This is a genomic window from Rhodoferax ferrireducens, assembly GCF_031458075.1.
Classification (GTDB): domain Bacteria; phylum Pseudomonadota; class Gammaproteobacteria; order Burkholderiales; family Burkholderiaceae_C; genus Rhodoferax_B; species Rhodoferax_B ferrireducens_A.
In genome coordinates, this window is the sequence record NZ_JAVDXT010000003.1 from 345,824 (window position 1) to 368,405 (window position 22,582).

24 protein-coding genes are annotated in these 22,582 nt (G+C 62.4%); 10 read left to right on the forward strand and 14 right to left on the reverse strand.

Annotation, left to right across the window (positions count from 1 at the left end):
- Positions 1–3: 3 nt before the first annotated feature.
- From J2X19_RS17010 to J2X19_RS17020, 3 genes are read right to left on the reverse strand one after another with little or no spacing between them, the layout of a single operon-like run.
- Positions 4–699, reverse strand: coding sequence for an SDR family NAD(P)-dependent oxidoreductase (locus J2X19_RS17010; RefSeq protein ID WP_116607721.1), 696 nt, complete (start codon positions 697–699; stop codon positions 4–6).
- On the reverse strand, positions 686–1,663 hold the full coding sequence (locus J2X19_RS17015; RefSeq protein ID WP_310375011.1) for a Bug family tripartite tricarboxylate transporter substrate binding protein: 978 nt from the start codon (positions 1,661–1,663) through the stop codon (positions 686–688). The genes J2X19_RS17010 and J2X19_RS17015 overlap by 14 nt, the downstream gene beginning before the upstream one ends.
- Positions 1,664–1,687: 24 nt before the next feature.
- Entirely contained in the window at positions 1,688–2,620 is a 933-nt protein-coding gene (locus J2X19_RS17020) for a dihydrodipicolinate synthase family protein (RefSeq protein ID WP_310375012.1), read from the reverse strand.
- 140 nt (positions 2,621–2,760) lie between these two features.
- On the opposite strand from J2X19_RS17020, the gene J2X19_RS17025 reads away from it, so the two are divergent.
- The 5 genes from J2X19_RS17025 (at position 2,761) to J2X19_RS17045 (ending at position 5,848) form a co-directional block, all read left to right on the forward strand.
- A complete protein-coding gene (locus J2X19_RS17025; protein ID WP_310375013.1) occupies positions 2,761–3,693 on the forward strand; it encodes a LysR family transcriptional regulator in 933 nt (310 codons plus the stop codon).
- Positions 3,683–4,246 (forward strand): sigma-70 family RNA polymerase sigma factor, encoded by a 564-nt coding sequence (locus tag J2X19_RS17030; protein WP_310375014.1) that lies wholly within the window; start codon positions 3,683–3,685, stop codon positions 4,244–4,246. Before J2X19_RS17025 ends, J2X19_RS17030 begins: the two co-directional genes overlap by 11 nt.
- Complete coding sequence (locus J2X19_RS17035; RefSeq protein ID WP_310375015.1) at positions 4,243–4,464, forward strand: zf-HC2 domain-containing protein; 222 nt, start codon at positions 4,243–4,245, stop codon at positions 4,462–4,464. The genes J2X19_RS17030 and J2X19_RS17035 overlap by 4 nt, the downstream gene beginning before the upstream one ends.
- Positions 4,465–4,667: 203 nt before the next feature.
- The gene (locus J2X19_RS17040) at positions 4,668–5,033 is read left to right on the forward strand and encodes an RNA recognition motif domain-containing protein (RefSeq protein WP_092757204.1); all 366 of its coding nucleotides are present in this window, start codon (positions 4,668–4,670) and stop codon (positions 5,031–5,033) included.
- Between the two features lie 260 nt (positions 5,034–5,293).
- Positions 5,294–5,848, forward strand: coding sequence for an RNA recognition motif domain-containing protein (locus J2X19_RS17045; RefSeq protein ID WP_310375016.1), 555 nt, complete (start codon positions 5,294–5,296; stop codon positions 5,846–5,848).
- Between the two features lie 76 nt (positions 5,849–5,924).
- On the opposite strand, the gene J2X19_RS17050 is transcribed toward J2X19_RS17045, so the two are convergent.
- Genes J2X19_RS17050 through J2X19_RS17065 form a run of 4 tightly spaced genes read right to left on the reverse strand, consistent with a single transcriptional unit; the run spans position 5,925 to position 8,882 of the window.
- Positions 5,925–6,713, reverse strand: coding sequence for an SDR family oxidoreductase (locus J2X19_RS17050; RefSeq protein ID WP_310375017.1), 789 nt, complete (start codon positions 6,711–6,713; stop codon positions 5,925–5,927).
- Positions 6,714–6,721: 8 nt separating this feature from the next.
- Positions 6,722–7,339: an LPS export ABC transporter periplasmic protein LptC gene (gene lptC, locus J2X19_RS17055; protein WP_116607713.1), complete on the reverse strand. Its 618-nt coding sequence runs from the start codon at positions 7,337–7,339 to the stop codon at positions 6,722–6,724.
- Entirely contained in the window at positions 7,336–7,884 is a 549-nt protein-coding gene (locus tag J2X19_RS17060) for a KdsC family phosphatase (protein ID WP_310375018.1), read from the reverse strand. The genes lptC and J2X19_RS17060 overlap by 4 nt, the downstream gene beginning before the upstream one ends.
- Positions 7,884–8,882 carry a KpsF/GutQ family sugar-phosphate isomerase gene (locus tag J2X19_RS17065; RefSeq protein WP_310375019.1) on the reverse strand — a complete coding sequence of 333 codons (999 nt, stop codon included), beginning with the start codon at positions 8,880–8,882 and terminating at the stop codon, positions 7,884–7,886. Before J2X19_RS17065 ends, J2X19_RS17060 begins: the two co-directional genes overlap by 1 nt.
- A 74-nt stretch (positions 8,883–8,956) precedes the next feature.
- Here J2X19_RS17065 and J2X19_RS17070 point away from each other — a divergent pair, with 74 nt between their 5' ends.
- Entirely contained in the window at positions 8,957–10,942 is a 1,986-nt protein-coding gene (locus J2X19_RS17070; RefSeq protein ID WP_116607710.1) for a monovalent cation:proton antiporter family protein, read from the forward strand.
- A gap of 53 nt (positions 10,943–10,995) precedes the next feature.
- Positions 10,996–11,550, forward strand: a complete 555-nt coding sequence (locus J2X19_RS17075; protein WP_116607709.1) for an adenine phosphoribosyltransferase — start codon at positions 10,996–10,998, stop codon at positions 11,548–11,550.
- On the opposite strand, the gene J2X19_RS17080 is transcribed toward J2X19_RS17075, so the two are convergent.
- From J2X19_RS17080 to rpmH, 7 genes are all read right to left on the reverse strand, one after another.
- Positions 11,527–12,090, reverse strand: coding sequence for a hypothetical protein (locus J2X19_RS17080; RefSeq protein WP_310375020.1), 564 nt, complete (start codon positions 12,088–12,090; stop codon positions 11,527–11,529). The genes J2X19_RS17075 and J2X19_RS17080 overlap by 24 nt on opposite strands.
- Before the next feature lie 27 nt (positions 12,091–12,117).
- Positions 12,118–12,597 carry a Crp/Fnr family transcriptional regulator gene (locus tag J2X19_RS17085; protein ID WP_405048678.1) on the reverse strand — a complete coding sequence of 160 codons (480 nt, stop codon included), beginning with the start codon at positions 12,595–12,597 and terminating at the stop codon, positions 12,118–12,120.
- Between the two features lie 82 nt (positions 12,598–12,679).
- Positions 12,680–14,053 carry a tRNA uridine-5-carboxymethylaminomethyl(34) synthesis GTPase MnmE gene (gene mnmE / locus J2X19_RS17090; protein ID WP_310375021.1) on the reverse strand — a complete coding sequence of 458 codons (1,374 nt, stop codon included), beginning with the start codon at positions 14,051–14,053 and terminating at the stop codon, positions 12,680–12,682.
- Positions 14,054–14,144: 91 nt separating this feature from the next.
- Positions 14,145–15,845, reverse strand: a complete 1,701-nt coding sequence (gene yidC / locus J2X19_RS17095; protein ID WP_310375022.1) for a membrane protein insertase YidC — start codon at positions 15,843–15,845, stop codon at positions 14,145–14,147.
- Positions 15,846–15,853: 8 nt separating this feature from the next.
- Complete coding sequence (gene yidD, locus J2X19_RS17100) at positions 15,854–16,117, reverse strand: membrane protein insertion efficiency factor YidD (RefSeq protein ID WP_310375023.1); 264 nt, start codon at positions 16,115–16,117, stop codon at positions 15,854–15,856.
- The gene (locus tag J2X19_RS17105) at positions 16,114–16,563 is read right to left on the reverse strand and encodes a ribonuclease P protein component (protein WP_310375024.1); all 450 of its coding nucleotides are present in this window, start codon (positions 16,561–16,563) and stop codon (positions 16,114–16,116) included. The genes yidD and J2X19_RS17105 overlap by 4 nt, the downstream gene beginning before the upstream one ends.
- Before the next feature lie 68 nt (positions 16,564–16,631).
- Positions 16,632–16,766: a 50S ribosomal protein L34 gene (rpmH, locus tag J2X19_RS17110; protein WP_092757190.1), complete on the reverse strand. Its 135-nt coding sequence runs from the start codon at positions 16,764–16,766 to the stop codon at positions 16,632–16,634.
- A gap of 387 nt (positions 16,767–17,153) precedes the next feature.
- Between rpmH and dnaA the strand changes: the two genes are divergently transcribed.
- The 3 genes from dnaA to gyrB all read left to right on the forward strand — a co-directional run bounded on the left by dnaA (position 17,154) and on the right by gyrB (position 22,484).
- On the forward strand, positions 17,154–18,551 hold the full coding sequence (dnaA, locus tag J2X19_RS17115) for a chromosomal replication initiator protein DnaA (protein WP_310375025.1): 1,398 nt from the start codon (positions 17,154–17,156) through the stop codon (positions 18,549–18,551).
- Between the two features lie 95 nt (positions 18,552–18,646).
- On the forward strand, positions 18,647–19,753 hold the full coding sequence (gene dnaN / locus J2X19_RS17120) for a DNA polymerase III subunit beta (RefSeq protein ID WP_092757188.1): 1,107 nt from the start codon (positions 18,647–18,649) through the stop codon (positions 19,751–19,753).
- A gap of 109 nt (positions 19,754–19,862) precedes the next feature.
- A complete protein-coding gene (gene gyrB, locus J2X19_RS17125) occupies positions 19,863–22,484 on the forward strand; it encodes a DNA topoisomerase (ATP-hydrolyzing) subunit B (protein WP_405048679.1) in 2,622 nt (873 codons plus the stop codon).
- Positions 22,485–22,582 lie beyond the last annotated feature (98 nt).

Here is a 22,582-nt window from a genome sequence, read left to right on the forward strand (position 1 = left end):
AATTCAGCGGGCCAGCGAGGACCCGCCGCAGATCTGGATTTCTTGGCCGGTAATCGCCGCCGCCGGCGGCGACAGCAGGTAGCCGACCAGGGCCGCGACTTCCTCGGGCTGGATCAGCCGCCCCAGGGGCGGCAGCTTGGGTGGCACAGTCTGGCGCGCGGGGTCGGCCAGCATGGCGGTCTGGGTGGCGGCGGGCGACACCACGTTGACCGTCACGCCCTGGGCTACGACCTCGGCGGCCCAGCTGCGCGCCAGGCCGACCAGCGCCGCCTTGGTGGCCGCGTACTGGCTGCGCCCGGCCACACCCTGGGCGACCCGGCTGCCGACGAGCACCACCCGGCCGCGGCCGGCGGCCGCCATGCGCGGCAGCACGCTGTTGGCGATGCGGGTCACGGCGTCCACATGCAGCTGCCACATCAGTGCGCCGCCGGCCGGCTGCAGGCTGCCCAGCGGGGCGACGCGCAGCACGCCGGCCGCATGCACCAGGGCCTGCAGCGTGGGCAGGGCGTCGGCCGCGGCTTCGGTGGCGGCGCCGTCGCTCAGGTCGACCTGCACATGCTGGAAGTGGGCATGGCTGATGGCGGGCGCTGCCACGTCGAAGCCGGTGACCTGCCAGCCCTGGGCCAGCAGCGTTTCGGCAATCGTCTTGCCTATGCCGGAGCTGCTGCCGGTGACCAGCGCGTGTTCATTGTTCGGCACGGATCTTCCCTTCACTGATGATCTTGGCCGAGCGGGCCATGTCCTCGCGCTCGAAGTGCTCGAAGTCCTCGCTGCTGCCGGGTGTCAGCAGCAGGCCTTGCTCCATCAGCTTCTCGCGCATGTCGGTAGCCAGGGCCTTGTTGACTTCGGCGTTCAGGCGCTTGGTGACCTCGGCCGGCAGCTGCGCCGGGCCCCACAGGCCGTACCAGCTGTAGAACTCGTAGCCGGGCACGGTTTCGCCGATGGTCTGCACATTCGGCAGGGTGGGCACGCGCTCCTTGGAAGTCACCGCCACCACCCGCAGCAAGCCGCTCTTGTTGAACGAGGACGAGCCCAGGATGGGGTCGATAAAGCCGTCGATCTGGCCGCCGATCAGGTCCTGGTAGGCGGGCGACGAGCCCTTGTAGGGCACGACCAGGTATTCCATGCCGCTCGCGCGCTTCAGCAGCTCGGTCGACAGATGGCCGGCCGAAGCGGTGGAACCGATGGCAAACGTCATCTTGCCGGGATTGGCCTTGGCGTAGGCGATCAGGCTTTTCACATCGGTGATCGGCAGGTTCTTGTTGACGGCGACCGCCAGCGGGGCCTTGGCCACCAGCGAGATGGCGGTGAAGTCCTTGACCACGTCGTAGTTGGCCGACTTCAGCACCATAGGCGTGGTGGTGAAGGTGGAGGCATTGAACAGCAGGGTGTAGCCGTCGGCCGGCGACTTGGCCACCGCCGACGCACCGATGATGCCGCCGCCGCCCGCGCGGTTTTCCACCACGAAGGACTGGCCGGTCTGTTCGCTGAGCTTTTGCGCCAGCATGCGGCCGACCACGTCCAGCGTGCCGCCGGGCGGGAACGGGATGATGACCTTGACCGGCTTGTTCGGATAAGCCTGGGCCCAGGCAGCGGGCGTGCCCAGACTGGCGCAGAGTGCCGCCGTGACGAACACGGCATGGAGGAATTGTTGGCGTTGCATGGTGTTGTCTCCGGGGGTGCGGGCTCAGCGCTTCAGCAGGCCGGCATTCGCCACGGCGGCGCGCAGGGCGGCCATTTCGGCCTCATTCGGTGCCTCGGTGGGCGGGCGCACGGTGGGCGCGTCCAGCACGCCGGCTAGGTACATGCCCATCTTCATGCGCGCATGGGCTTCGCCCGTGGGTTCGCCGCCGCCGTAGACCGCATCCTTCAGCGGCGTGATCACGGCCTGCACGGCCATCGCGCGTTTCAGGTCGCCGGCCTTTACCGCCTCCCACAGGTCGTTGATCAGGCCGGGAATGAAGGTGGCAAAGCCGACCAGTGCGCCGTCCACGCCCTGCACCATGCTGGCTAGCAGGTATTCGTCGTGGCAGGTCAGGATGGCCTTGGAGGCATCGGCCTTGCGGATGGCGGCGATGTCGGCCGCGTATTTGTTCATGTCGCGCTGGCCGACCTTGAAGGCCTGCACCGCCGGCAGCCGGGCCAGTTCGGCCAGGGTGGCCGAAGAATAAGAGGCCCGGGTCCAGGCCGGGTAGACATGGGCCACCAGGTCCAGGCCGACTTCGGCAATCGCCGCGAAGTAATGCGTCACATGGTCGGGCCGGAAGCCGAAGCGCAGCCAGTGGTGTGGCGGCATCACGTCGAGGCCCCGGGCACCGGCGTCGCGCGCCATGGCTGCGTGCTCGCGGGCATCGGCCAGGCCCTCGCAGACGATGGAGGAAATCACCGGCAGCCGGCCTTCCAGCTCGCTGGCCACGATGCGCGTGACCTGGGCGCGTTCGCGCGCCGTCAGCGAAAACACTTCACCGGTATGGCCGTTGGTCATGATGGCGACCACACCGGGCTGTTGCGCCAGCCAGGCGGCGTGGCTGCGCAGCGCAGCTTCGTCGATCTTGAAATCCGCGGTGAAGGGGCAGGCAATCGCGGGAATAATCCCCTTGTAGTTTTGAATCGTTGGCATGTGTTTGTCTCCTGGGTGCTATGGATCTGAGTGCGAGAGCCGCGATGGTCCAACAGCTGCGCATCACTGTCCAATGCCGTTTTTCTCCTCAGCAGTGCCGGCAAAGCACTGCTTGTTCTTCATTGCTTTATTTGGCGGATATGAACCTCTCCTGGCTCGAAGACTTTCAGGCCTTGGCCGCATCGGGCAACTTCTCGCGCGCGGCCGAGCAGCGGCATATGACGCAGCCGGCCTTCGGGCGCCGCATCAAGGCGCTGGAAGAGTGGCTGGGGGTCAGCCTGTTCGACCGCAGCGGCCACCCGGTGAGCCTGACGGAAACCGGCCAGTGGTTTGTCAGCGTGGCGCAGGACATCCTGCAGCGCGTGGCCCGGGTACCGGAGGAGGCCCGCGCGGTCGCCGATGCCAGCGCCGCCAGCCTGCGCTTCGCCGCCACCCATGCGCTGTCACTCACGTTTTTGCCGACCTGGCTGCGCAGCCTGGAATCGATCGCGCCCATCGGGCCGATACAGCTGGTGTCGGACGTGGCACTGCATTGCGAAGCCCTGATGCAGCAGGGGCGCGCGCAGTTTCTGCTGTGCCATGCGCATGCCGACGTGCCCGGCCGGCTCGACCCGGCAGACTTCAGCTCGGTACGGGTCGGCACCGACACTTTGCTGCCGGTCTGCGCACCCGATACCGCGGGCAAGCCGCGCTACCTGCTGTCCCACACCGGCAAGACCGCCGTGCCCTTGCTCGCCTTCAGCACCGAGTCCGGCCTGGGCCGCATCGTGCGGGCCTTGCGCGGCGAAGCCCTGGACAAAGCCCATGCCGAACCGGTGTTTACCGCCCATCTGGCTACCTTCCTGAAGTCCATGGCGCTGGAGGGCCGGGGCGTCGCCTGGTTGCCGCTCAGCCTGATCGAAGACGAATTGCGCGAGGGCCGGCTGCTCCACGCCAGCCAGCGCAGCTGGTGGGTAGAGGTGGAAATCCACCTGTTCCGCCGCAGCAGTACAGAACCAGCAGCCGCCGAAGCGTTCTGGCGCGTAGCCTCGGGCGCACAACACAAAAGCAACGGCGTACACCATGGACTTTGAAAACGAGCTGGCCGGGCACCGCAGCTACCTGCTGCGCTTTGCGCGCCTGCAGCTGCGCAACGACACCTGGGCCGAAGACGCGGTGTCGGAAACCCTGCTGGCCGCCTTGAGCAAGCCGCAGTCGTTTGGCAACCGATCGCAGCTCAAAACCTGGTTGGTGGGCATCCTCAAGCACAAGGTGCTGGACCTGTTCCGACACCATGCCCGCGAGGTCTGCCTGGACAACGACGACGCATCGGCGGACGAGCTGGACAACCTGGTGTTCAAGGCCGACGGGCACTTCGCCCAGACTCCGTCCGACTGGGGCAATCCCGAGCAGGACTTGAACTCGCGCCAGTTCTTCCAGATCATGGAAGCTTGCACCGAGAAACTGCCGGCCATGCTGGGACGGGTGTTCCTGATGCGCGAATGGCTGGAGCTGTCCAGCGACGATATTTGTAAGGAACTGGGGCTGACGCCGACCAATCTGTATGTCCAGTTGCACCGCGCCCGTTTACGGCTGCGCGAATGCCTGGAACTCAACTGGTTTGGCCATGCCAAGGAGACTTCGTGATTCCACTCAGGCGCACTTGTAAACAAGCCGCGGCGCTGCTGATCGCGCGGGAAGACCGCCGCATCGCGTTATCGGATGCGGTCGCATTGCGCCTGCATTTGCTGGCTTGCAAAGCCTGCCCGCGCTTCGAACGGCAGCTGTTGACCATGCGCAATGCGATACAGCAGTGGCGCAACTACAGCAACGAAGAAGGGCCGGAGACGCCACAGCAAAGCTAGGCGCGGGTTCATCCCTACGCAACATCTACACAAGTTTTTTGTGGTTTCGGGCCAGATGTAGCATAATCACGAAGTACTGTCATCAGTTGGCAGTGCTAGTTTGCGGTGATTGGTCAGTTTCGCGTCTGCTTTAGTCTTCAATGGTTTGTTGATTGCGGTTATCGGACTCCATCGCGTTTTGCGTTTTTTAGAGGAGTCCTTTCATGGGCAACAAACTTTACGTAGGCAACCTGCCTTATTCTTTCCGCGATGAAGACATGCAACAGGCTTTCAGCCAGTTCGGCTCCATCTCCAGCGCCAAGGTCATGATGGAACGTGACACCGGCCGCTCCAAGGGTTTCGGCTTTGTCGAAATGGGCAGCGATGCTGAAGCACAAGCAGCTATCAAGGGCATGAACGGTCAAGCTATGGGCGGCCGTAACCTGGTTGTCAACGAAGCACGTCCGATGGAAGCCCGTCCTCCCCGCTCCGGTGGCGGCGGCGGTGGCTACGGTGGTGGCAATGGTGGTGGCGGCTACGGCGGCGGCAACGGTGGTGGCGGTTACGGCGGTGGCCGCAACAGCTACTAAAATTTGTTTGCTTGGGGCTTGCGTCCCAGCTACAAAATAAAAAAGGACCCTTGCGGTCCTTTTTTGTTGCGTGAAATTTGTCACGTTTAGATGCATCATATTTTTTATTTGAAATCTATTGATCTAGCCGCATAATGCAAAAGTGTGGGTCAGAAACCCACACAGGTTTGCGGTGTCGGTCGGTTTCGCGTCCTAAGTTTCTGTAGATTGCGTCTTCGGGACTCCGTCGCTTTATTAATGTGTTTTTGAGGAGTCCCTTAATGGGCAACAAACTGTACGTTGGCAACCTGCCTTACTCGGTGCGCGACAGCGATCTGGAACAATCTTTCAGCCAGTTCGGTAGCGTCACCAGCGCCAAAGTGATGATGGAGCGTGATACCGGTCGCTCCAAAGGCTTTGGTTTTGTTGAAATGGGTAGCGATGCCGAGGCACAAGCGGCCATCAACGGCATGAATGGCCAACCTTTGGGTGGCCGTAGCTGCGTTGTGAACGAAGCCCGTCCCATGGAAGCCCGCCCCCCCCGCACCGGCGGTGGTGGCTATGGCGGCGGTGGTGGCGGCGGATACGGCGGTGGCCGTAGCGGCGGTGGCGAAGGTGGTGGCGGCTACGGCGGCGGCGGTGGTGGTGGTCGCTCCGGTGGCGGCGGCTACGGCGGCGGCGGTGGTGGTGGCCGCGGTGACGGCGGTGGTGGATATGGCGGCGGTGGCCGCTCCGGCGGCGGGGGTGGCGACGGTGGTTTCCGTAGCCCCTACGGCTCTGGTCCCCGCGGCGGTGGCGGCGGTAATGGCGGCGGCGGTGGTCGCGGCGGTTACTAAAATCCCGGCTGCAATTCTGCAGAACTAAAAAGGCTCCTCAGGAGCCTTTTTTATTGGTCGCTTTAACCCAAATGACTCAATGGATTCCAGGTTCTGCAGTTTGCCGTGGCTTGCGGGCCCGGCCTACCAATAACTTGTCGTACACCGCATTCGGCAAGATGCGCATAAGTTTAGCCACCACACCCATTTGCCACGGAATCACGCGGTAACTGTTGCCTGCTTCAATGGTGGCAAATGCCTTATCTGCAAAATCTTGCGGCTGCATCAGAAATGGCATGCCATAGCTGTTTTTCTGTGTCAGCGGCGTATCGATATAGCCAGGGCAAATGGTGACCACCTTGACCCCGCTCGCGCGCAATTCCCCACGCAAGCTTTCGCAATAAGCGATCACTCCCGCTTTGCTGGCGCAATACGCACCGTGGCCCGGCAGCCCCCGGATGCCAGCCACACTGCCGATGCCTACCAGTGCGCCACTGCCACGCTGTGCCATGGCCTGGATAAATGGGTGAAAGCTGGCGGCCAGACCGAGGTTATTGGTGGCAAAGGTCTGGGCCATGACCGCTAGGTCTTCGTGCATGGCCGTATCCATGCCAATGCTGATACCGGCGCTGGCGATCACCACATCGGGCACGCCCTGGCCGGCAATGCAGGCCAGGCCGGCCGCCACAATGCTGTCCGGCACCGCCACATCTGCACTATAAATTTTATAGCTATCTGCGCTTATTCCTTGAGCGCCAGTCCATGATTCGACTGCCGAAGTTCGGCGCGCCACCAAGGCCAGACGGTAACCGGCCTGGAAGAACCGTAATGCCAGGGCCTGGCCGATGCCGCTGGATGCGCCGGTGATGAAAACCAGTTTGGACATGGTCGGGCTTATGGCGCCGCCTGGGGCAGCAGAATGCCCCGCACGCGTCCGTTCAATTGCATCTGGCGGTCCAGATTGTCGTAGTCCATGGTGTCCGCCGTGAACGTATCCTTGCCGCGGATCAAAGTGACAGGCTTGTTGGAACGCACGCGTTCAGTCTCCATATACGCATGCAAGAAGTCGCTACGGAACTCGAGCCGGGGCTGCACCACCACGCCTTTGCTGGTGACGGCCTCGCGCACCACCACTGCATTGCCAAACAGCTGCACCTCGGAGCCGTCGGCATTGCTCAAGCCGCGGTCGGCAGTGGCCACGGTGACCAGGCCTTCAGGGTTCACCGAGCGGATCCGGACCTTGTCGATTTCGACAGTATCGTTGTCGGGGAAATGCCGGGCTTCCACTCCCAGCACCTCGCTTTTCAAGCGGCCCAGGGCATCGAAGGTCTTGACCGAAAAAGTACGCATGAAGTAGTCGGGCTCGTGCGATACCGGCGCCGCGACACCGGCCGCAGTGAATATCGGCGTATTGCGCACCAGCCAGTAGCTGCACAGCGCAAGCACGGCCATCAAGATGATAGGCAGGTAGATGGACAGGCGCTCCCACGCCGAACGCAATACGGTCTTCACGCGAGATACTCGCGTAGCAGCGCAGCGTAATGGCCGCCGGCCACCAGCAGCAAGTCACACAGCTCCCGGGCTGCGCCATGGCCGCCGGTACGCTGGGTCACATAGTGGGCAGCGGCCAGCACCTCGGCCTGGGCGTTGGCGGGAGCGCAGGCAAATGCACAACGGCGCATCACCGGCAGGTCCGGCCAGTCGTCACCGATGGCGGCAGCCTGCGACCAATCCAGTCCGAGCTCCGCCAGGATGCGTTCGGCGGCAGGCCGCTTGTCTTCGGTTCCAAATACGGCGTGGGTGATGCCCAAAGCCTCTAGCCGCACACGCAGTGGCAGGGAATCCCGGCCGGTAATCACCACCGGGGTGATGCCGGCTTTTTGCAGCAATTTGAGGCCGTGCCCGTCCAGGGTACTGAAGCGCTTGAGGGTTTCGCCTGACTCGGAAAAATACAGGCCACCGTCGGTCAACACACCATCGACATCAAAGAAGACCACGCGGATGTCTTGCGCCTTGAGCAACAGCTCTGGCGGAAATTGAATTGCAGGTGTCGGCATCAGATGACTTTAGCCCGCATCAGGTCGCCAATATGCACCATTCCCACCAAACTGCCATCGGACTCGACGACCAGCACGCAGGTGATGCGGTGCTCTTCCATCAGTTCCGCGGCATCCACCGCCAAGGCATCCGGGCGGATGCTGCGGGGGCGCAGATGCATCACGTCCTTTGCGCATTTGGTCCGCAGATCGATGCCGTTTTCTATCAACCGGCGCAGGTCGCCATCGGTAAACACCCCCAGCACCTGCTGGTGCGCATCCACCACCGCGGTAATACCGCCTTTGGCGCTCATTTCGCGCATCATGTCGCCAAAAGCGGTATCGGGTGCTACGCGGGGCACGTCTTCGCCGGAGCGCATCACGTCGCTCACGTGGGTCAGCAATTTGCGGCCCAGCGCACCGCCAGGATGCGAGCGCGCAAAGTCTTCGGCCTTGAAGCCCCGTGCATCCAGCAAGGCCACAGCCAGCGCATCGCCCAAGGCCAGCTGCGCCGTGGTGCTGGCGGTCGGCGCCAGATTTAGCGGGCAGGCCTCTTTGTCTACGCCGCCGTCCAGCACTTCGGTGGCATGGCGCGCCAGGGTGGACTGCAAGCCACCGGTGATGGCAATCAAGGGCACGCCCTGGCGTTTGAGCACCGGCAGCAATACCGTGATTTCACCGCTCTCGCCGCTGTTGGAAATGGCCACCACCACGTCGTTGACCTGGATCATGCCCAGATCGCCATGGCTGGCCTCGCCGGGGTGCACGAACATCGCCGGGGTACCTGTCGACGCCAGGGTGGCGGCAATCTTGCGGCCGATATGGCCGCTTTTGCCCATGCCCATGACCACCACCCGGCCGCGCACCTCCAGCATCAATTGCACGGAACGGGAAAAAGCATCCGTCAGGCGGTTTTTCAGGCCGGCCACAGCGGCGGCCTCGATGTCAAAGGTCTCACGCGCTTGGCGCAAGGCCCTGGCAGCGTCAAAAGAAGGGGCAAGCGGCGGAGCGGAAGTCATGGCTGCGATTCTATCGGCGTGCCCCCTGCAGTTTCTTTTCAGGGCATGGGCGGTACGCTTGTTAGCATAGGCGTATGACCGCACTGGAACTGACGCTGATGTACCTGCTGGCCGCCGTGCTGGGGGTGGTCACGTTCCGTTCGCTGAAGCTACCGCCCATGCTGGGTTATCTGGTAGTGGGCGTGGTGATTGGTCCGAACGCGCTGGCGCTGGCGCAGAACTCTGAGGGCATCAAACACCTGGGTGAATTTGGTGTGGTGTTTCTGATGTTCGTCATCGGGTTGGAGTTCAACCTACCCAAGCTGCGCGCCATGCGCACGCATGTGTTTGGCCTGGGGATGTTCCAGGTGAGCATCACCATGTTGTCCGCCACCTTTGCCTCGCTGATGTTTGCCACCATGGCGCCCACGCTGTGGAATATGCAATGGCAGACTGCACTGGCCTTGTCGGGCGCGCTGGCGATGAGCAGCACGGCGATTGTGGTCAAGCTGATGGCCGAACGGTTGGAGATGGAGTCCGAGCACGGCAAGCGGGTGATGGGCGTGCTGCTGTTCCAGGATTTGGCGGTGGTGCCGCTGCTGGTGCTAATCCCCGCCTTGGGTTCCTCTCCCGAAGAATTATTTGCCGCCCTGGCCCTGGCGTCGCTGAAAGCCGCAGCGCTGATTACGGTGTTGCTGGTGGGTGGCCAGAAAGTCATGCGCTGGTGGCTGACGATTGTGGCCCGGCGCAAAAGCGAAGAGCTGTTTGTACTGAACCTGCTGCTGATCACCTTGGGCCTGGCCTGGCTGACCGAATTGGCTGGACTCAGCCTGGCTCTGGGCGCTTTTATCGCCGGCATGCTGATTTCGGAAACCGAATACAAGCACCAGGTGGAAACCGACATCCGGCCCTTCCACGATGTGCTGCTGGGCCTGTTTTTCATCACCATCGGCATGCTGCTCGACTGGCGGCTGGTGCTCGAACACTGGAAGCTGGTGCTGCTGCTGCTGACGGTACCTGTGCTGTTCAAGCTGACCATGGTAGCCGCGCTGGCCAAGCTGCTGGGCGGCACGGCCGGGGTATCGCTGCGCACCGGCCTGTATCTGGCCCAGGCCGGTGAATTCGGCTTTGTGCTGCTGACCCTGGCGCAAGAGAACCGGCTGGTACCGCCGGCCTTGTTGAACCCGATCTTGGCCAGCATGGTGCTGTCGATGCTGGCCACGCCCTTCATCATCATGTACAGCAACCGGATTGTGATGAAGCTGGTCAGCAGCGAATGGCTGCAGCAGTCCTTGCACATGACCAGCATTGCGCGCAAGTCCATCAATGCCAACAAACACGTGATCATCTGCGGCTATGGGCGCTGCGGCCAGAACCTGGCCCGCATGCTGGAACGCGAAGGCATTCCCTACATGGCGCTCGACCTGGACCCCGACCGGGTGCGCCAGGCCGCGGCGGCTGGCGACTCGGTGGTGTTTGGCGATGCCGCCCGGCTGCAGGCGCTGATGGCGGCCGGCCTGGCGCGGGCCAGCGCGGTGGTGATTACCTACCTGAGCGTGCCCGGGGCCCTACGCGTACTGGTGCACACCCGTGCCCACGCGCCCCAGGTGCCGGTGATTGTGCGCACCCAGGATGACCATGACCTGGAAAAGCTGCGCCAGGCCGGCGCCACTGAAGTCGTGCCCGAAGCCATCGAAGCCTCGTTGATGCTGGCCAGCCACGCGCTGGCCTTGGTCGGCGTGCCGATGCGGCGGGTGATCCGGGTGGTGCAGGACCAGCGGGATGCACGCTACAACCTGCTGCGCGGCTATTTCCATGGTGCGGATGACGATGGCGTGGACGAGCTGCACCACGAACGGCTGACCACCCTGACCCTCACCATCGCCGCCAAATGCCTGGGCAAACCGCTGGGACGGCTGGCACTGCACGCGGTGGGTGTGCGCGTCATCAGCCTGCGCCGCCAGAATGGCAAGACCGAAATACCGGCCGACGAAACCCTGCTGGAAGACGGCGACACCCTGGTGCTGTCGGGCCAAGCCGCCACCCTGGCCCTGGCCGAAGAGAAATTTTTAAAAGGCTGACCCGCCGGTACAGAAGGCACAATAGCGGCCCGCTCCACTTTGCTTGAATTTCCATGACTAGCTTCAGCGTCAACGCGTATCTCACCGCCCATATGCGTACGGTGCCCGACTGGCCGGCGCCGGGCGTGCAGTTCCGCGACATCACCCCGCTCTTGCAAAACCCCCAGGTCTTCCGCGTGATGATCGACGCCTTTGTGCACCGCTACATGGCGCCCGAGCTGCGCCCCGACGTGGTGGCCGGACTGGACGCGCGCGGCTTCATCCTGGGTGCGGTAGTTGCCTACGAGCTGAACATCGGCTTCGTGCCGATCCGCAAGAAGGGCAAGCTGCCATTCACCACGGTGGAAGAAACCTACGAGCTGGAATACGGCAGCGCCACCGTCGAGCTGCACACCGACGCCGTCAAACCTGGCGACCGGGTGCTGCTGATCGACGACCTGATCGCCACCGGCGGCACCATGATGGCGGGCAAGAAGCTGCTGGAGAAGCTGGGCGCCACCGTGGTGGAAGGCGCTGCGATCGTGGATCTGCCCGAGTTGGGCGGTTCCGACAAGCTGCGTGCCAGCGGCTTGTCGCTGTTCACCCTAGTGGATTTTGCGGGGCACTGAAGGCATGCGGGAGGCCTCTTCCAGGGCCTGGTGGAACGCGGCCACTTCATCCGCCTGGATCGGTTCGTAGCGGCCACCCGTCGCCAGGGTCGCGGGCTGCGACGATACGGCGGCATCCGGGCTGGACAGCACGCCGGGCCGGCTCATTGGCGACGCGGCCAGGTCGGCGTTGTTGCGCCAGTACACCGAGGTGATCACCAGACCATGCTCGGCTTGCGCGGCATGGATGATTTTGGACTCGATGCGGGTGCGCCAGTCGGCCACAGCGGTCCACGACGGCGCCAAATCGACCATCACCAAAAACTGCTGGCCCTGGTCGTCCAGCGCCAGCACTTTGAATTTGTAGCTGCTGGTAAGCACACCGGCCTCGATCAGCGACGCCCGCACCACGCCGTACAAGCGCTCGCGGCGGTCGATGCGGGTATCCCGCAGCCGCGAATCCTGCTGGCTGTCAGGGCCGGTTCTATCGGGAAAGGCCGAAGACGCGGGCGCAGCCGGTGCCGGCGGGGATTTACGGGAAAACCAATTCAACCAAGACATGTTTCGCTTTCCTTCATATCTGCATTCTCATGTCACCGCAGCACGGTTTCTGCTGTGCAGCAAACGCTTGGCCACCACGGCCCCGGCCGCCATGGAAATGGACAAAGCCAGTTCGGGCTTGCGGTGGGTCAATTCGGTAAACCGCATTGGCAGCAAGCCCCATAAAACACAGGCGCTGCCGGCCTGCACGGTGGCACTGCGCGGCAAGCCGGTAAAAAAACTACCCTCACCCACCACACTGCCCGCGCCCACGATCGCCAGCCGGATGCGCTTGTCGGCATCTTCGAAATGCACACTCAGGCTGCCGCTGGCGACGAAATACAAGGTCCGGTCGCTCACGCCCTGCCGGAACAGCACATCGCCCTGCGCCAAGGTCACCGGCAGCAGGTAGTTGGCCAGCAGCTCCCACTGTGCAGACGCCAGATTCAGCGGCAAGCCATCTTTGGCCTTGTTCACCGCGATGGCATCCACAAGGCTTTGCAGCTTGGGCGTATCGTTCGCGGACAAAAATGCATTCATGGCAAAGAGGGCGCTGCTATGCGGGTTAACGCGGTTAATTGTATTCACCACTCCGCGGCTGCGGCGGCACTTACTTACCGATACAAAAGCTGGAGAAAATCACGCCCAGCAGGTCGTCGGCACTAAAGGCCCCGGTGATCTCGTTCAGGGCATTCTGGGCCAAGCGCAGCTCTTCTGCCAGCAAGTCCAAAAACTGGGCCTGCGCCGCGAGATGGGCTACGGCCAAAGCCACATGCGCATCCACGCGCTGCAAGGCCTGCACATGGCGGGCCCGGGCAATAAACACCCCTTCGGGCGAAGCCTGCCAACCCGCGACCTCCAGCAGCTTGTGGCGCAAAGCATGCAGGCCGGCACCGGTTTTGGCCGATAAAGCCAGTACACCGGGCTGCGCCTGGGGCATGGAGTCCAGCTTGTTCCAAACGTCGATCACCGGCACCCTCGGTGGCAGCTTTTGCAGCAGCTCGGCCGCAATCGCCGTATCTGCGGCCTGGTAATCAGGCAGAGCGGCGCGGGTCAGGTCGTGCAGGAACAGCACGGCATCGGCGGTCTCGATCTCGGCCCAGGCGCGCTCGATGCCTATGGCTTCGATCGCATCCTCGCTGCTGCGCAGGCCTGCGGTATCGATCACATGGATGGGCACGCCCTCGATCTGTATGGTTTGCGCCACCTTGTCGCGCGTGGTGCCGGCAATCGGGGTGACGATGGCCAGCTCGGCCCCGGCCAGGGCGTTCAGCAGCGAGGACTTGCCCGCATTCGGCTGACCGGCGATCACCACCTTGATACCCTCACGCAAGAGCGCGCCCTGGCGCGTGCGCTGCATTACTATTTGCAGGTTTTGCTGTAATTTTGATAGCTGCCCGTGCGCATCTGCCTTGCGCAAGAAGTCGATTTCTTCTTCAGGAAAGTCCAGCGTGGCCTCGACCAGCATGCGCAGATGCACCAGGCCGTCGCGCAAGGCGTGGATCTCCTGCGAGAACTCGCCCGACAAGGACCGGGCCGCGCTGCGGGCCGCGGCCTCGGTACTGGCGTCGATCAGGTCGGCAATCGCCTCGGCCTGGGCCAGGTCGATCTTGTCGTTCAGGAACGCGCGCTGGGTGAACTCGCCCGGCTGGGCCAGGCGCAAGCCAATCTCCGCGCCCGCCTCCAGGCAGCGCGCCAGCAGCAGCTGCAGCACCACCGGCCCGCCATGGGCCTGCAACTCCAGCACGTCTTCACCGGTATAGGAATGCGGGGCCGGGAAGTGCAGGGCCAGGCCGTGGTCTATGGCGGTGCCGCCGGCATCGCGGAACGGCAGATAGGTCGCCTCGCGCGCTTTTAGCGGGCGGCCGCACAAGGCTTCGATGACGGCGGCGATATGTTTGCCGCTGACCCGGACGATGCCTACCCCACCCCGGCCAGGGGCGGTGGCGATGGCGGCAATCGGATCTGCATTGCGGGCTTGCATAACTGGCACTTTCAAGAAAAAAGGCCGTTCAACCCAGCAGGTTGAAGCGGCCTTTGGATTTCAACACGGGCGCTGGGCACCCGCTCCGCCCTTAGAACTTGGGCAGATGGAACTTGGGTGGCACGCCCATGCGGGTGTTGATCAGCCATTGCTGGGCAATCGACAAGGCATTGTTGGTAATCCAGTACATCACCAGACCGGCCGGGAAGAAGAAGAACATCACCGAGAACGCCAGCGGCATGAACCACATCATCTTGGCTTGCAGTGGGTCCGGCGGCGCGGGGTTCAGCGAAGTCTGCAGCATGGTGGTCAAAGCCATGACGACGGGCAAGATATAGAACGGATCGGGCGAAGACAGGTCGTGGATCCACAGCGCCCAGGGTGCGTTGCGCATTTCTACGCTGGACAGCAGCACCCAGTACAGGGCAATGAACACCGGAATCTGGATCATGATGGGGAAGCAGCCGCCCATCGGGTTGATCTTCTCTTCGCGGTAGATCTTCATCATCGCCTGCTGCATTTCTTGCGGCTTGTCTTTCAGGCGCTCGCGCATCTCGGTGATGCGGGGGTTGATGGCCTTCATCTTGGCCATGCTGGCGTAGGCCTTGGCATTCAGCCAGTAGAAGGCGATCTTCAGTAGCAGCACCAGAGCCACAATCGACCAGCCCCAGTTCTGGATCACGCCGTGCAGCTTGTCGAGCAGCCAGTACAGCGGCTTGGCCAGAATCGTCACCCAGCCGTAGTCCTTGACCAGCTCCAGGCCGGTGGCCGTGGCTTCCAAGGTCTTTTCCAGCTGCGGGCCCACAAACATGCGCGCCTCCACCGACTTGCTGGCACCGGGTGCAATGCTGTCCAGCGGAGTGATCATGCCCACGGCATACAGATTGGTGTCGACCTTGCGCATGAACAGGTCGCGCTGGATGCCGTCACCCAGCAGCCAGGCGCTGGCAAAGTAATGCTGGACCATGGCCACGTAGCCGTTGGTCGCATGTTTCTCAATCTCGACCTTGTTCTCTTCGATGGCCTTGAATTCGACCTTCTGGTACTTCTTGGCTTCGGTGTAGACGGACGGACCGGTGAAGGTGGAGTAGAACGAGGACTCGCCTGGCGGCTTGTTGCCATCGCGCACCAGTTGCAGGTACAGCTGGGGCGATACCGCGGCGGCACCGGTGTTCACCGCCTCGTGCTTGACATTCATCACATAGGCGCCACGCGCCAGGGTGTAGGTCTTGACCAGCTTCACGCCGCCGACATCGGGCGACTCGAAGCGCACGACCAGCTCGTTGGCGCCGTCTTTCAGGCTGCGTTCGCCAGGCACCACGCTCATCAGCGTCTTGTGGCTGGGCAAGGCCGCTCCCGTTGCGCCGGCTCCGGCGATCAAGCCGGTCTGGGCCATGTAGACACGTTCCTTGCTGTCGTCCAGCAAGACAAAGTTACGCGACTTGTCGGCCATGTCCACCTGTTTGAGCAACTCGCTGCGCACCAGGGAGCCGCCTTCGGTGTCGAAGGTCAGCTTCAGCACATCGGTGCTGACTTCCAGACGTTCACGGGCAGCTGCCGGAGCGGCAGGGCTCGCAGGCACTTGGGCAACGCCGGCCCCAGGCGCGACAGCCGCTACGGGCACAGGAACGCTGGCCGGATCGGCGCTGGGCTTGGCCACCACCGCCGCCTGCTGGGAGGGCATAGGGAAGAAAGTGGCTTTATGGCCGCTAAATACCTGCCACTTGTCCCATAGCAACACCATAGAAAAACCAAAAATCACCCACAGGATGGTTCGGCGGATATCGTTCATGAAGAGGGCTACTTATGTGAAGAAGAGGAAAGCAGATGGCCGAAAAGCCGGGGACTGTCTTGCGGCAATGGGTCGTGCCCACCGTCACACCAGGGCTGGCAACGCGCCAGCCGACGCAATGTTAAGTAAGAGCCGCCGGCAGCACCGTGGCGCTCCAAGGCCTGCAGCGCGTATACCGAGCAAGTCGGCTCGAAGCGGCAGGCCGAGCCCAACCACGGGCTCAACAGCAGACGGTAGCCGCGCACCACGCCCACCAACAGAGCTTGCATCATGCCGATGTCACCCCGGTGACAGCCCGGCCAAACAACTGTTCCAGCTCGGAGCGGACAGCCTGCTTGAGCTGGTCGGAGGTGGCGCTGATGAACAGCTTGCGGTCGAACACGCTGCGCAGGCGCACCACATGGGCGGCCTGCGGAAAGCGGGGTTCAAAAGCCTGGCTCACTTGGTAGATCTGGCGCTTGATGGTGTTGCGCGTCACCGCCCGTTTGGCCCAACGCTTGGGCACCATGGCACCCAGCCAGACGCCCTCTACGCCAAACAGGGCCTGCGGTCGCGTGGACTCGGGCCCTGTGGAAGATGGCATTGGCTTGGCAGCAGCTGGGGTCGGCACAGCACACACATCTAGCGCTGCGCGGTGCAACGCAAAGTGCGCCGTACGTGCAACCGTATGACCTGCCAGCACGGCCTGGAACTGCGCGCGCGTTTTTAGTCGCTGCACGGCAGAGGATGGGCCGAAGTCACAACAAGAAATCGGGAGCGGGGATGCGCGCCAACCGAGGCGCGGACTTAGACAGCCAGACGCTTGCGGCCTTTGGCGCGGCGTGCGTTGATGACAGCACGGCCGCCGCGGGTTTTCATGCGGACCATGAAACCATGGGTGCGGGCACGCTTGATTTTCGACGGTTGGTAAGTGCGTTTCATGATGACATCCTAGAAGAGTTCGGTTCAGCGACCCCCCAAGCGAACCCCAGGGACAATTGCCGAAAAATGAGGGCCTCAGCTTAAATAAAGCCCCTAGATTGGCCCTGAAATCATGACTGCCGCAGTACTAACCGTACTACGCCGAGCCAAGCAACCCACCTTTTCCCGCTTCCGTAGCGTGTAGCCCGAAAAGCTGGCGAGATGAATTTAGTCAGGGAAACCCGGCATTATGGCAAATAATTCGAACACTGGCAAGGCGCACAGCGTTAAAGTGCGGGCCTGGTCGGCGCACAAGCCATCGCCGCCAAATTGTGGATAAGGGCGGGATAAATTACAATGGTCGGTTCGCCGATCCCTAATTTATCCACAGAAGTAGAAGCCTCCATAATGACCGAGGGAACCCCAGCCAACACCGGCGCCGGCCACAGCCTCTGGCAAGCCTGCGTAGAACAGTTGGCCCAGGAACTGCCAGAGCAGCAGTTCAATACCTGGATCAAGCCCCTGGTGGCCCAGGTGCACGATGACTTTTCCAAAGTAACCTTGTTTGTCGCCAACCGCTTCAAGCTGGATTGGATTCGCGCGCAGTACGTGGGCCGCATCGGCGTTCTGCTGGAGAAGCTGTATGGCCAGACCATCCCACTCGAGTTAGTCCTCACTCCGCGGGAAGCACAGGTACGCACACACGCAACTGCATTGGTCTCGCAAGGCGTAGGCCCGATCCCCGAGGCTGCGCCGGTGGGCGAAGACCCGGCTCTGGCCCAGTTTAAAAACCGCCTGAATACCGCGCTGACCTTTGACACCCTGGTCGAAGGCACGGCAAACCGCATGGCACGGGCCGCCGCCATGCATGTTTCCGGTACGCCCGGCCAGTTGTACAACCCGCTGTTCATCTATGGTGGCGTGGGCCTGGGCAAGACGCATTTGATGCACGCCGTGGGCAACCGCCTGCTGGCCGACCGCCCCGATGCCAAAGTTCTCTACATCCATGCGGAGCAATTCGTTTCGGATGTGGTTAAGGCTTACCAGCGCAAGACTTTTGATGAATTCAAGGAGCGTTACCACTCCCTGGATCTGTTGCTGATTGACGACGTGCAGTTCTTCGCCAACAAGGACCGTACGCAGGAAGAGTTCTTCAACGCCTTCGAAGCCTTGCTGACCAAAAAATCGCACATCGTGATGACCAGCGACACCTATCCCAAGGGTCTGGCCGACATCCACGAGCGCCTGGTATCACGCTTCGATTCGGGCCTGACGGTGGCCATAGAGCCGCCCGAGCTGGAGATGCGGGTCGCGATTCTGATCAACAAATCGCGCGCCGAGGGCACCGAAATGCCCGAGGAAGTGGCGTTTTTCGTCGCCAAGAACGTGCGTTCCAACGTGCGCGAGCTCGAAGGTGCGCTGCGCAAATGCCTGGCCTATTCACGCTTCAACCAAAAGGAAATGTCGATCCAGCTGGCACGCGAAGCCCTGCGCGACCTGTTGTCCATCCAGAATCGGCAGATTTCGGTGGAAAACATCCAGAAGACCGTGGCCGACTACTACAAGATCAAGGTCGCCGACATGTACTCCAAGAAGCGTCCGGCCTCGATTGCACGGCCGCGCCAGATTGCGATGTACCTGGCCAAGGAGTTGACGCAAAAAAGCCTGCCTGAGATCGGCGAACTGTTCGGCGGCCGCGACCATACGACGGTATTGCATGCCGTGCGCAAGATTGGCGGCGAACGCCAACAGCTCACCGAGCTGAACCAGCAATTGCACGTGCTGGAGCAAACCCTTAAAGGCTAGCCAAAAGTGCAGGTAAAAACAGGGAAAATCACGTGTTGGTCGAAACCGACGCGCTGGTTTCTCGCAAGGCTCATTTATATAAACATGGGGTTGACATGATCGTTTTGAAGGCAACACAAAGCAAGGTGCTCGCGGTTCTGCAGTCGGTGGCGGGTATCGTCGAACGGCGCCATACTTTGCCGATTCTGGCCAATGTGATGCTGCGCAAAACCGGTGCCACGGTACAGCTGACCACCAGCGACCTGGAAATCCAGATCCGTACCAGCGCCGAGCTGGATGGCGATGCCGGCGACTTCAGCACCACCGTGGGTGCCCGCAAACTGATCGACATCCTGCGCACCATGCCGTCCGACCAGACCGTGAGCCTGGAGTCCAGCCAGAACAAGCTGATCCTCAAAGGCGGCAAGAGCAAGTTCACCTTGCAAACCCTACCGGCCGAAGACTTCCCGCTGGTGCAGGAAGCCGCCAACTTTGGCCCGGCCTTCAGCGTGCCGCAAAAAGTGTTGAAAGCTTTGCTCAGCCAGGTGTCGTTCGCCATGGCCGTGCATGACATCCGCTACTACCTGAACGGCATTCTGTTCGTCGCCGAAGGCACGCAGCTGAGCCTGGTGTCCACCGATGGCCACCGCCTGGCGTTTGCCTCGGCCGCGCTGGACGTGGAAGTGCCCAAACAAGAAGTGATCCTGCCACGCAAGACGGTGCTGGAAATGCAGCGCCTGCTGAGCGACGCCGAAGGCGCGATCGAGATGCAATTTGCCAACAACCAGGCCAAGTTCAGCTTCGACGGCATGGAATTCGTCACCAAGTTGGTCGAGGGCAAGTTCCCCGATTACAACCGCGTGATCCCGAAGAACCAGCAGAACCACATCACCCTGGGCCGCCAGGCGTTCTTGTCCAGCCTGCAGCGCACCGCCATCCTGACCAGCGACAAGTTCAAGGGCGTGCGCCTGAACGTCGAGCCTGGCAGCCTGCGCGTGGCCTCGAACAATGCCGAACAGGAAGAAGCCGTGGACGAACTCGACGTCGATTACGGCGGCGACACCATCGAGATCGGCTTCAACGTGACCTATCTGATCGATGCCTTGGCGAATATGCAGCAAGACATGGTGACCATCTCGCTCAGCGACGGCAACAGCTCGGCGCTGCTGACCATCCCCGAGAACGAGACCTTCAAATACGTGGTCATGCCGATGCGTATTTAACACTATAAAAATAGTAGCTACCCACGCATAACCTATCTGCGCAAAAGGCAGATTTACCTTATAAATTATGCAGCCTCTGGAGCCTGGCTCCAGACAAGCACCGTATGCCATGACCGAAGAACACAAGTCCGCCCCTCCTGTCCCCACCGATGCCGAATCCATGGAAGCGGTGAACACCGGCGACAGCGCAGATAGCTCCAACTTTCAGCCAACGATCGACACCAACCAGGCCGGCGCCACCGAAGCCTACGGCGAAGGTTCGATCCAGATCCTGGAAGGCCTGGAGGCGGTGCGCAAGCGCCCGGGCATGTACATCGGTGATACGTCCGACGGCACGGGCCTGCACCATCTGGTGTTCGAGGTGGTGGACAACTCCATCGACGAGTCGCTGGCCGGCCATTGCGACGACATCCTGGTCACCATCCACTCCGACAACTCGATCAGCGTGGTCGACAACGGCCGCGGCATCCCCACCGGCATCAAGATGGACGACAAGCACGAGCCCAAACGCTCGGCCGCAGAAATCGCCCTGACCGAGCTGCACGCCGGCGGCAAGTTCAACCAGAACAGCTACAAGGTTTCGGGCGGCCTGCACGGCGTGGGCGTGAGCTGCGTGAATGCGCTGTCCAAAATGCTGCGCCTGACCATCCGCCGCGACGGCAAGATCCATGTGATGGAGTTCAGCAAGGGCTTTGTGCAAAACCGCCTGCTGGACACCGTGGACGGCGTTGAAGTCTCGCCCATGCACGTGATCGGCGACACCGAGAAGCGCGGCACCGAGGTGCACTTCCTGCCCGACACCGAGATCTTCAAAGAGAACAACGACTTCCACTACGAAATCCTGAGCAAGCGCCTGCGCGAACTCAGCTTCCTGAACAACGGCGTGAAGATCCGCCTGAAGGACGAGCGCAGCGGCAAGGAAGACGACTTCTCGGGTGCCGGCGGCGTCAAAGGCTTTGTGAACTTCATCAACAAGGGCAAGACGGTGTTGAACCCCAACATCTTCCACGCCATGGGCGACCGCCAGAGCGACCAGAACACCAACATCGGCGTCGAAGTGGCGATGCAGTGGAACAGCGGCTACAACGAGCAGGTGCTGTGCTTCACTAACAACATCCCGCAGCGGGATGGCGGTACCCACCTGACCGGCCTGCGCGCCGCCATGACGCGCATCATCAACAAGTACATCGACGACACCGAAGTCGCCAAAAAAGCCAAGGTTGAAGTCACCGGCGACGACATGCGCGAAGGCCTGACCTGCGTGCTGTCCGTCAAGGTGCCCGAGCCCAAGTTCAGCAGCCAGACCAAGGACAAGCTGGTCTCCAGCGAAGTGCGCGGCCCGGTGGAAGACATCGTCAGCAAGCTGCTCTACGACTACCTGCAGGAACGCCCGGCCGATGCCAAGATCATCGTCGGCAAGATCATCGAAGCCGCCCGCGCCCGCGAAGCCGCGCGCAAGGCCCGCGACATGACCCGCCGCAAAGGCGTGCTCGACGGCATGGGCCTGCCCGGCAAGCTGGCCGACTGCCAGGAAAAAGACCCGGCCATGTGCGAGATCTACATCGTCGAGGGTGACTCCGCCGGCGGCTCCGCCAAGCAGGGCCGCGACCGTAAATTCCAGGCCATCCTGCCGCTGCGCGGCAAGATTCTGAACGTCGAAAAAGCCCGCTACGAAAAGCTGCTGACCAGCAACGAAATCCTGACGCTGATCACCGCGCTCGGCACCGGCATCGGCAAGGCCGGCGGCACCACCGGCAACGACGACTTCAACGTCGCCAAGCTGCGCTACCACCGCATCATCATCATGACCGACGCCGACGTGGACGGCGCCCACATCCGCACCCTGCTGCTGACCTTCTTCTACCGCCAGATGCCCGAGCTGGTCGAACGCGGCCACATCTACATCGCCCAGCCGCCGCTGTACAAGGTCAAGGCCGGCAAGGAAGAGCTGTACCTGAAGGACGCCAGCGCGCTCGACGGCTTCCTGCTGCGCATCGCCCTGGTCCACGCCGCGGTCTACACCGGTGGCGACAACGGCACCACCCTCAGCGGCGACACGCTAGCCGAACTGGCGCGCAAGCACCAGCTGGCCGAGGCCGTCATCGCCCGCCTGCAGAACTTCATGGATGCCGAAGCCCTGCGCGCCATCGCCGACGGCGTAGCCCTGAACCTCGACACCGTGGTCGACGCCGAAGCCTCCGCGACGGCGCTGCAGACGCGCCTGCTGGAACTAGGCAGCGGTGCCGAAGTGGCGGGTGAATTCGATGTGCGCACCGACAAGCCCATCCTGCGCATCAGCCGCCGCCACCACGGCAACATCAAGAGCAGCGTGCTCACCCAGGACTTCGTGCACGGCGCCGACTACGCAGCCCTGGCCGAAGCCGCCAACACCTTCCGCGGCCTGCTGTCCGAAGGCGCCAAAGTGCAGCGCGGCGAAGGCGAACGCCAGAAGGAAGAAAAAGTCACCGACTTCCGCCAGGCCATGGCCTGGCTGATCGCCCAAGCCGAACACGCCACCAGCCGCCAGCGCTACAAAGGCTTGGGCGAAATGAACCCCGCCCAACTCTGGGAAACCACCATGGATCCCACCGTGCGCCGCCTGCTGCGCGTGCAAATCGACGACGCCATCGAAGCCGACCGCGTGTTCACCATGCTGATGGGCGACGAAGTGGAGCCGCGCCGGGAATTCATCGAGACCAATGCGCTGCGGGCGGGGAATATCGACGTTTGATCTGTTGCGCGACGCGGTGGCGCTGCAAGCGCTACGCGCAAGTGTTTTCACCATGGAGCTGCGGCAAGTCCACCCTGCCCACGCCCACTGGCTCATCG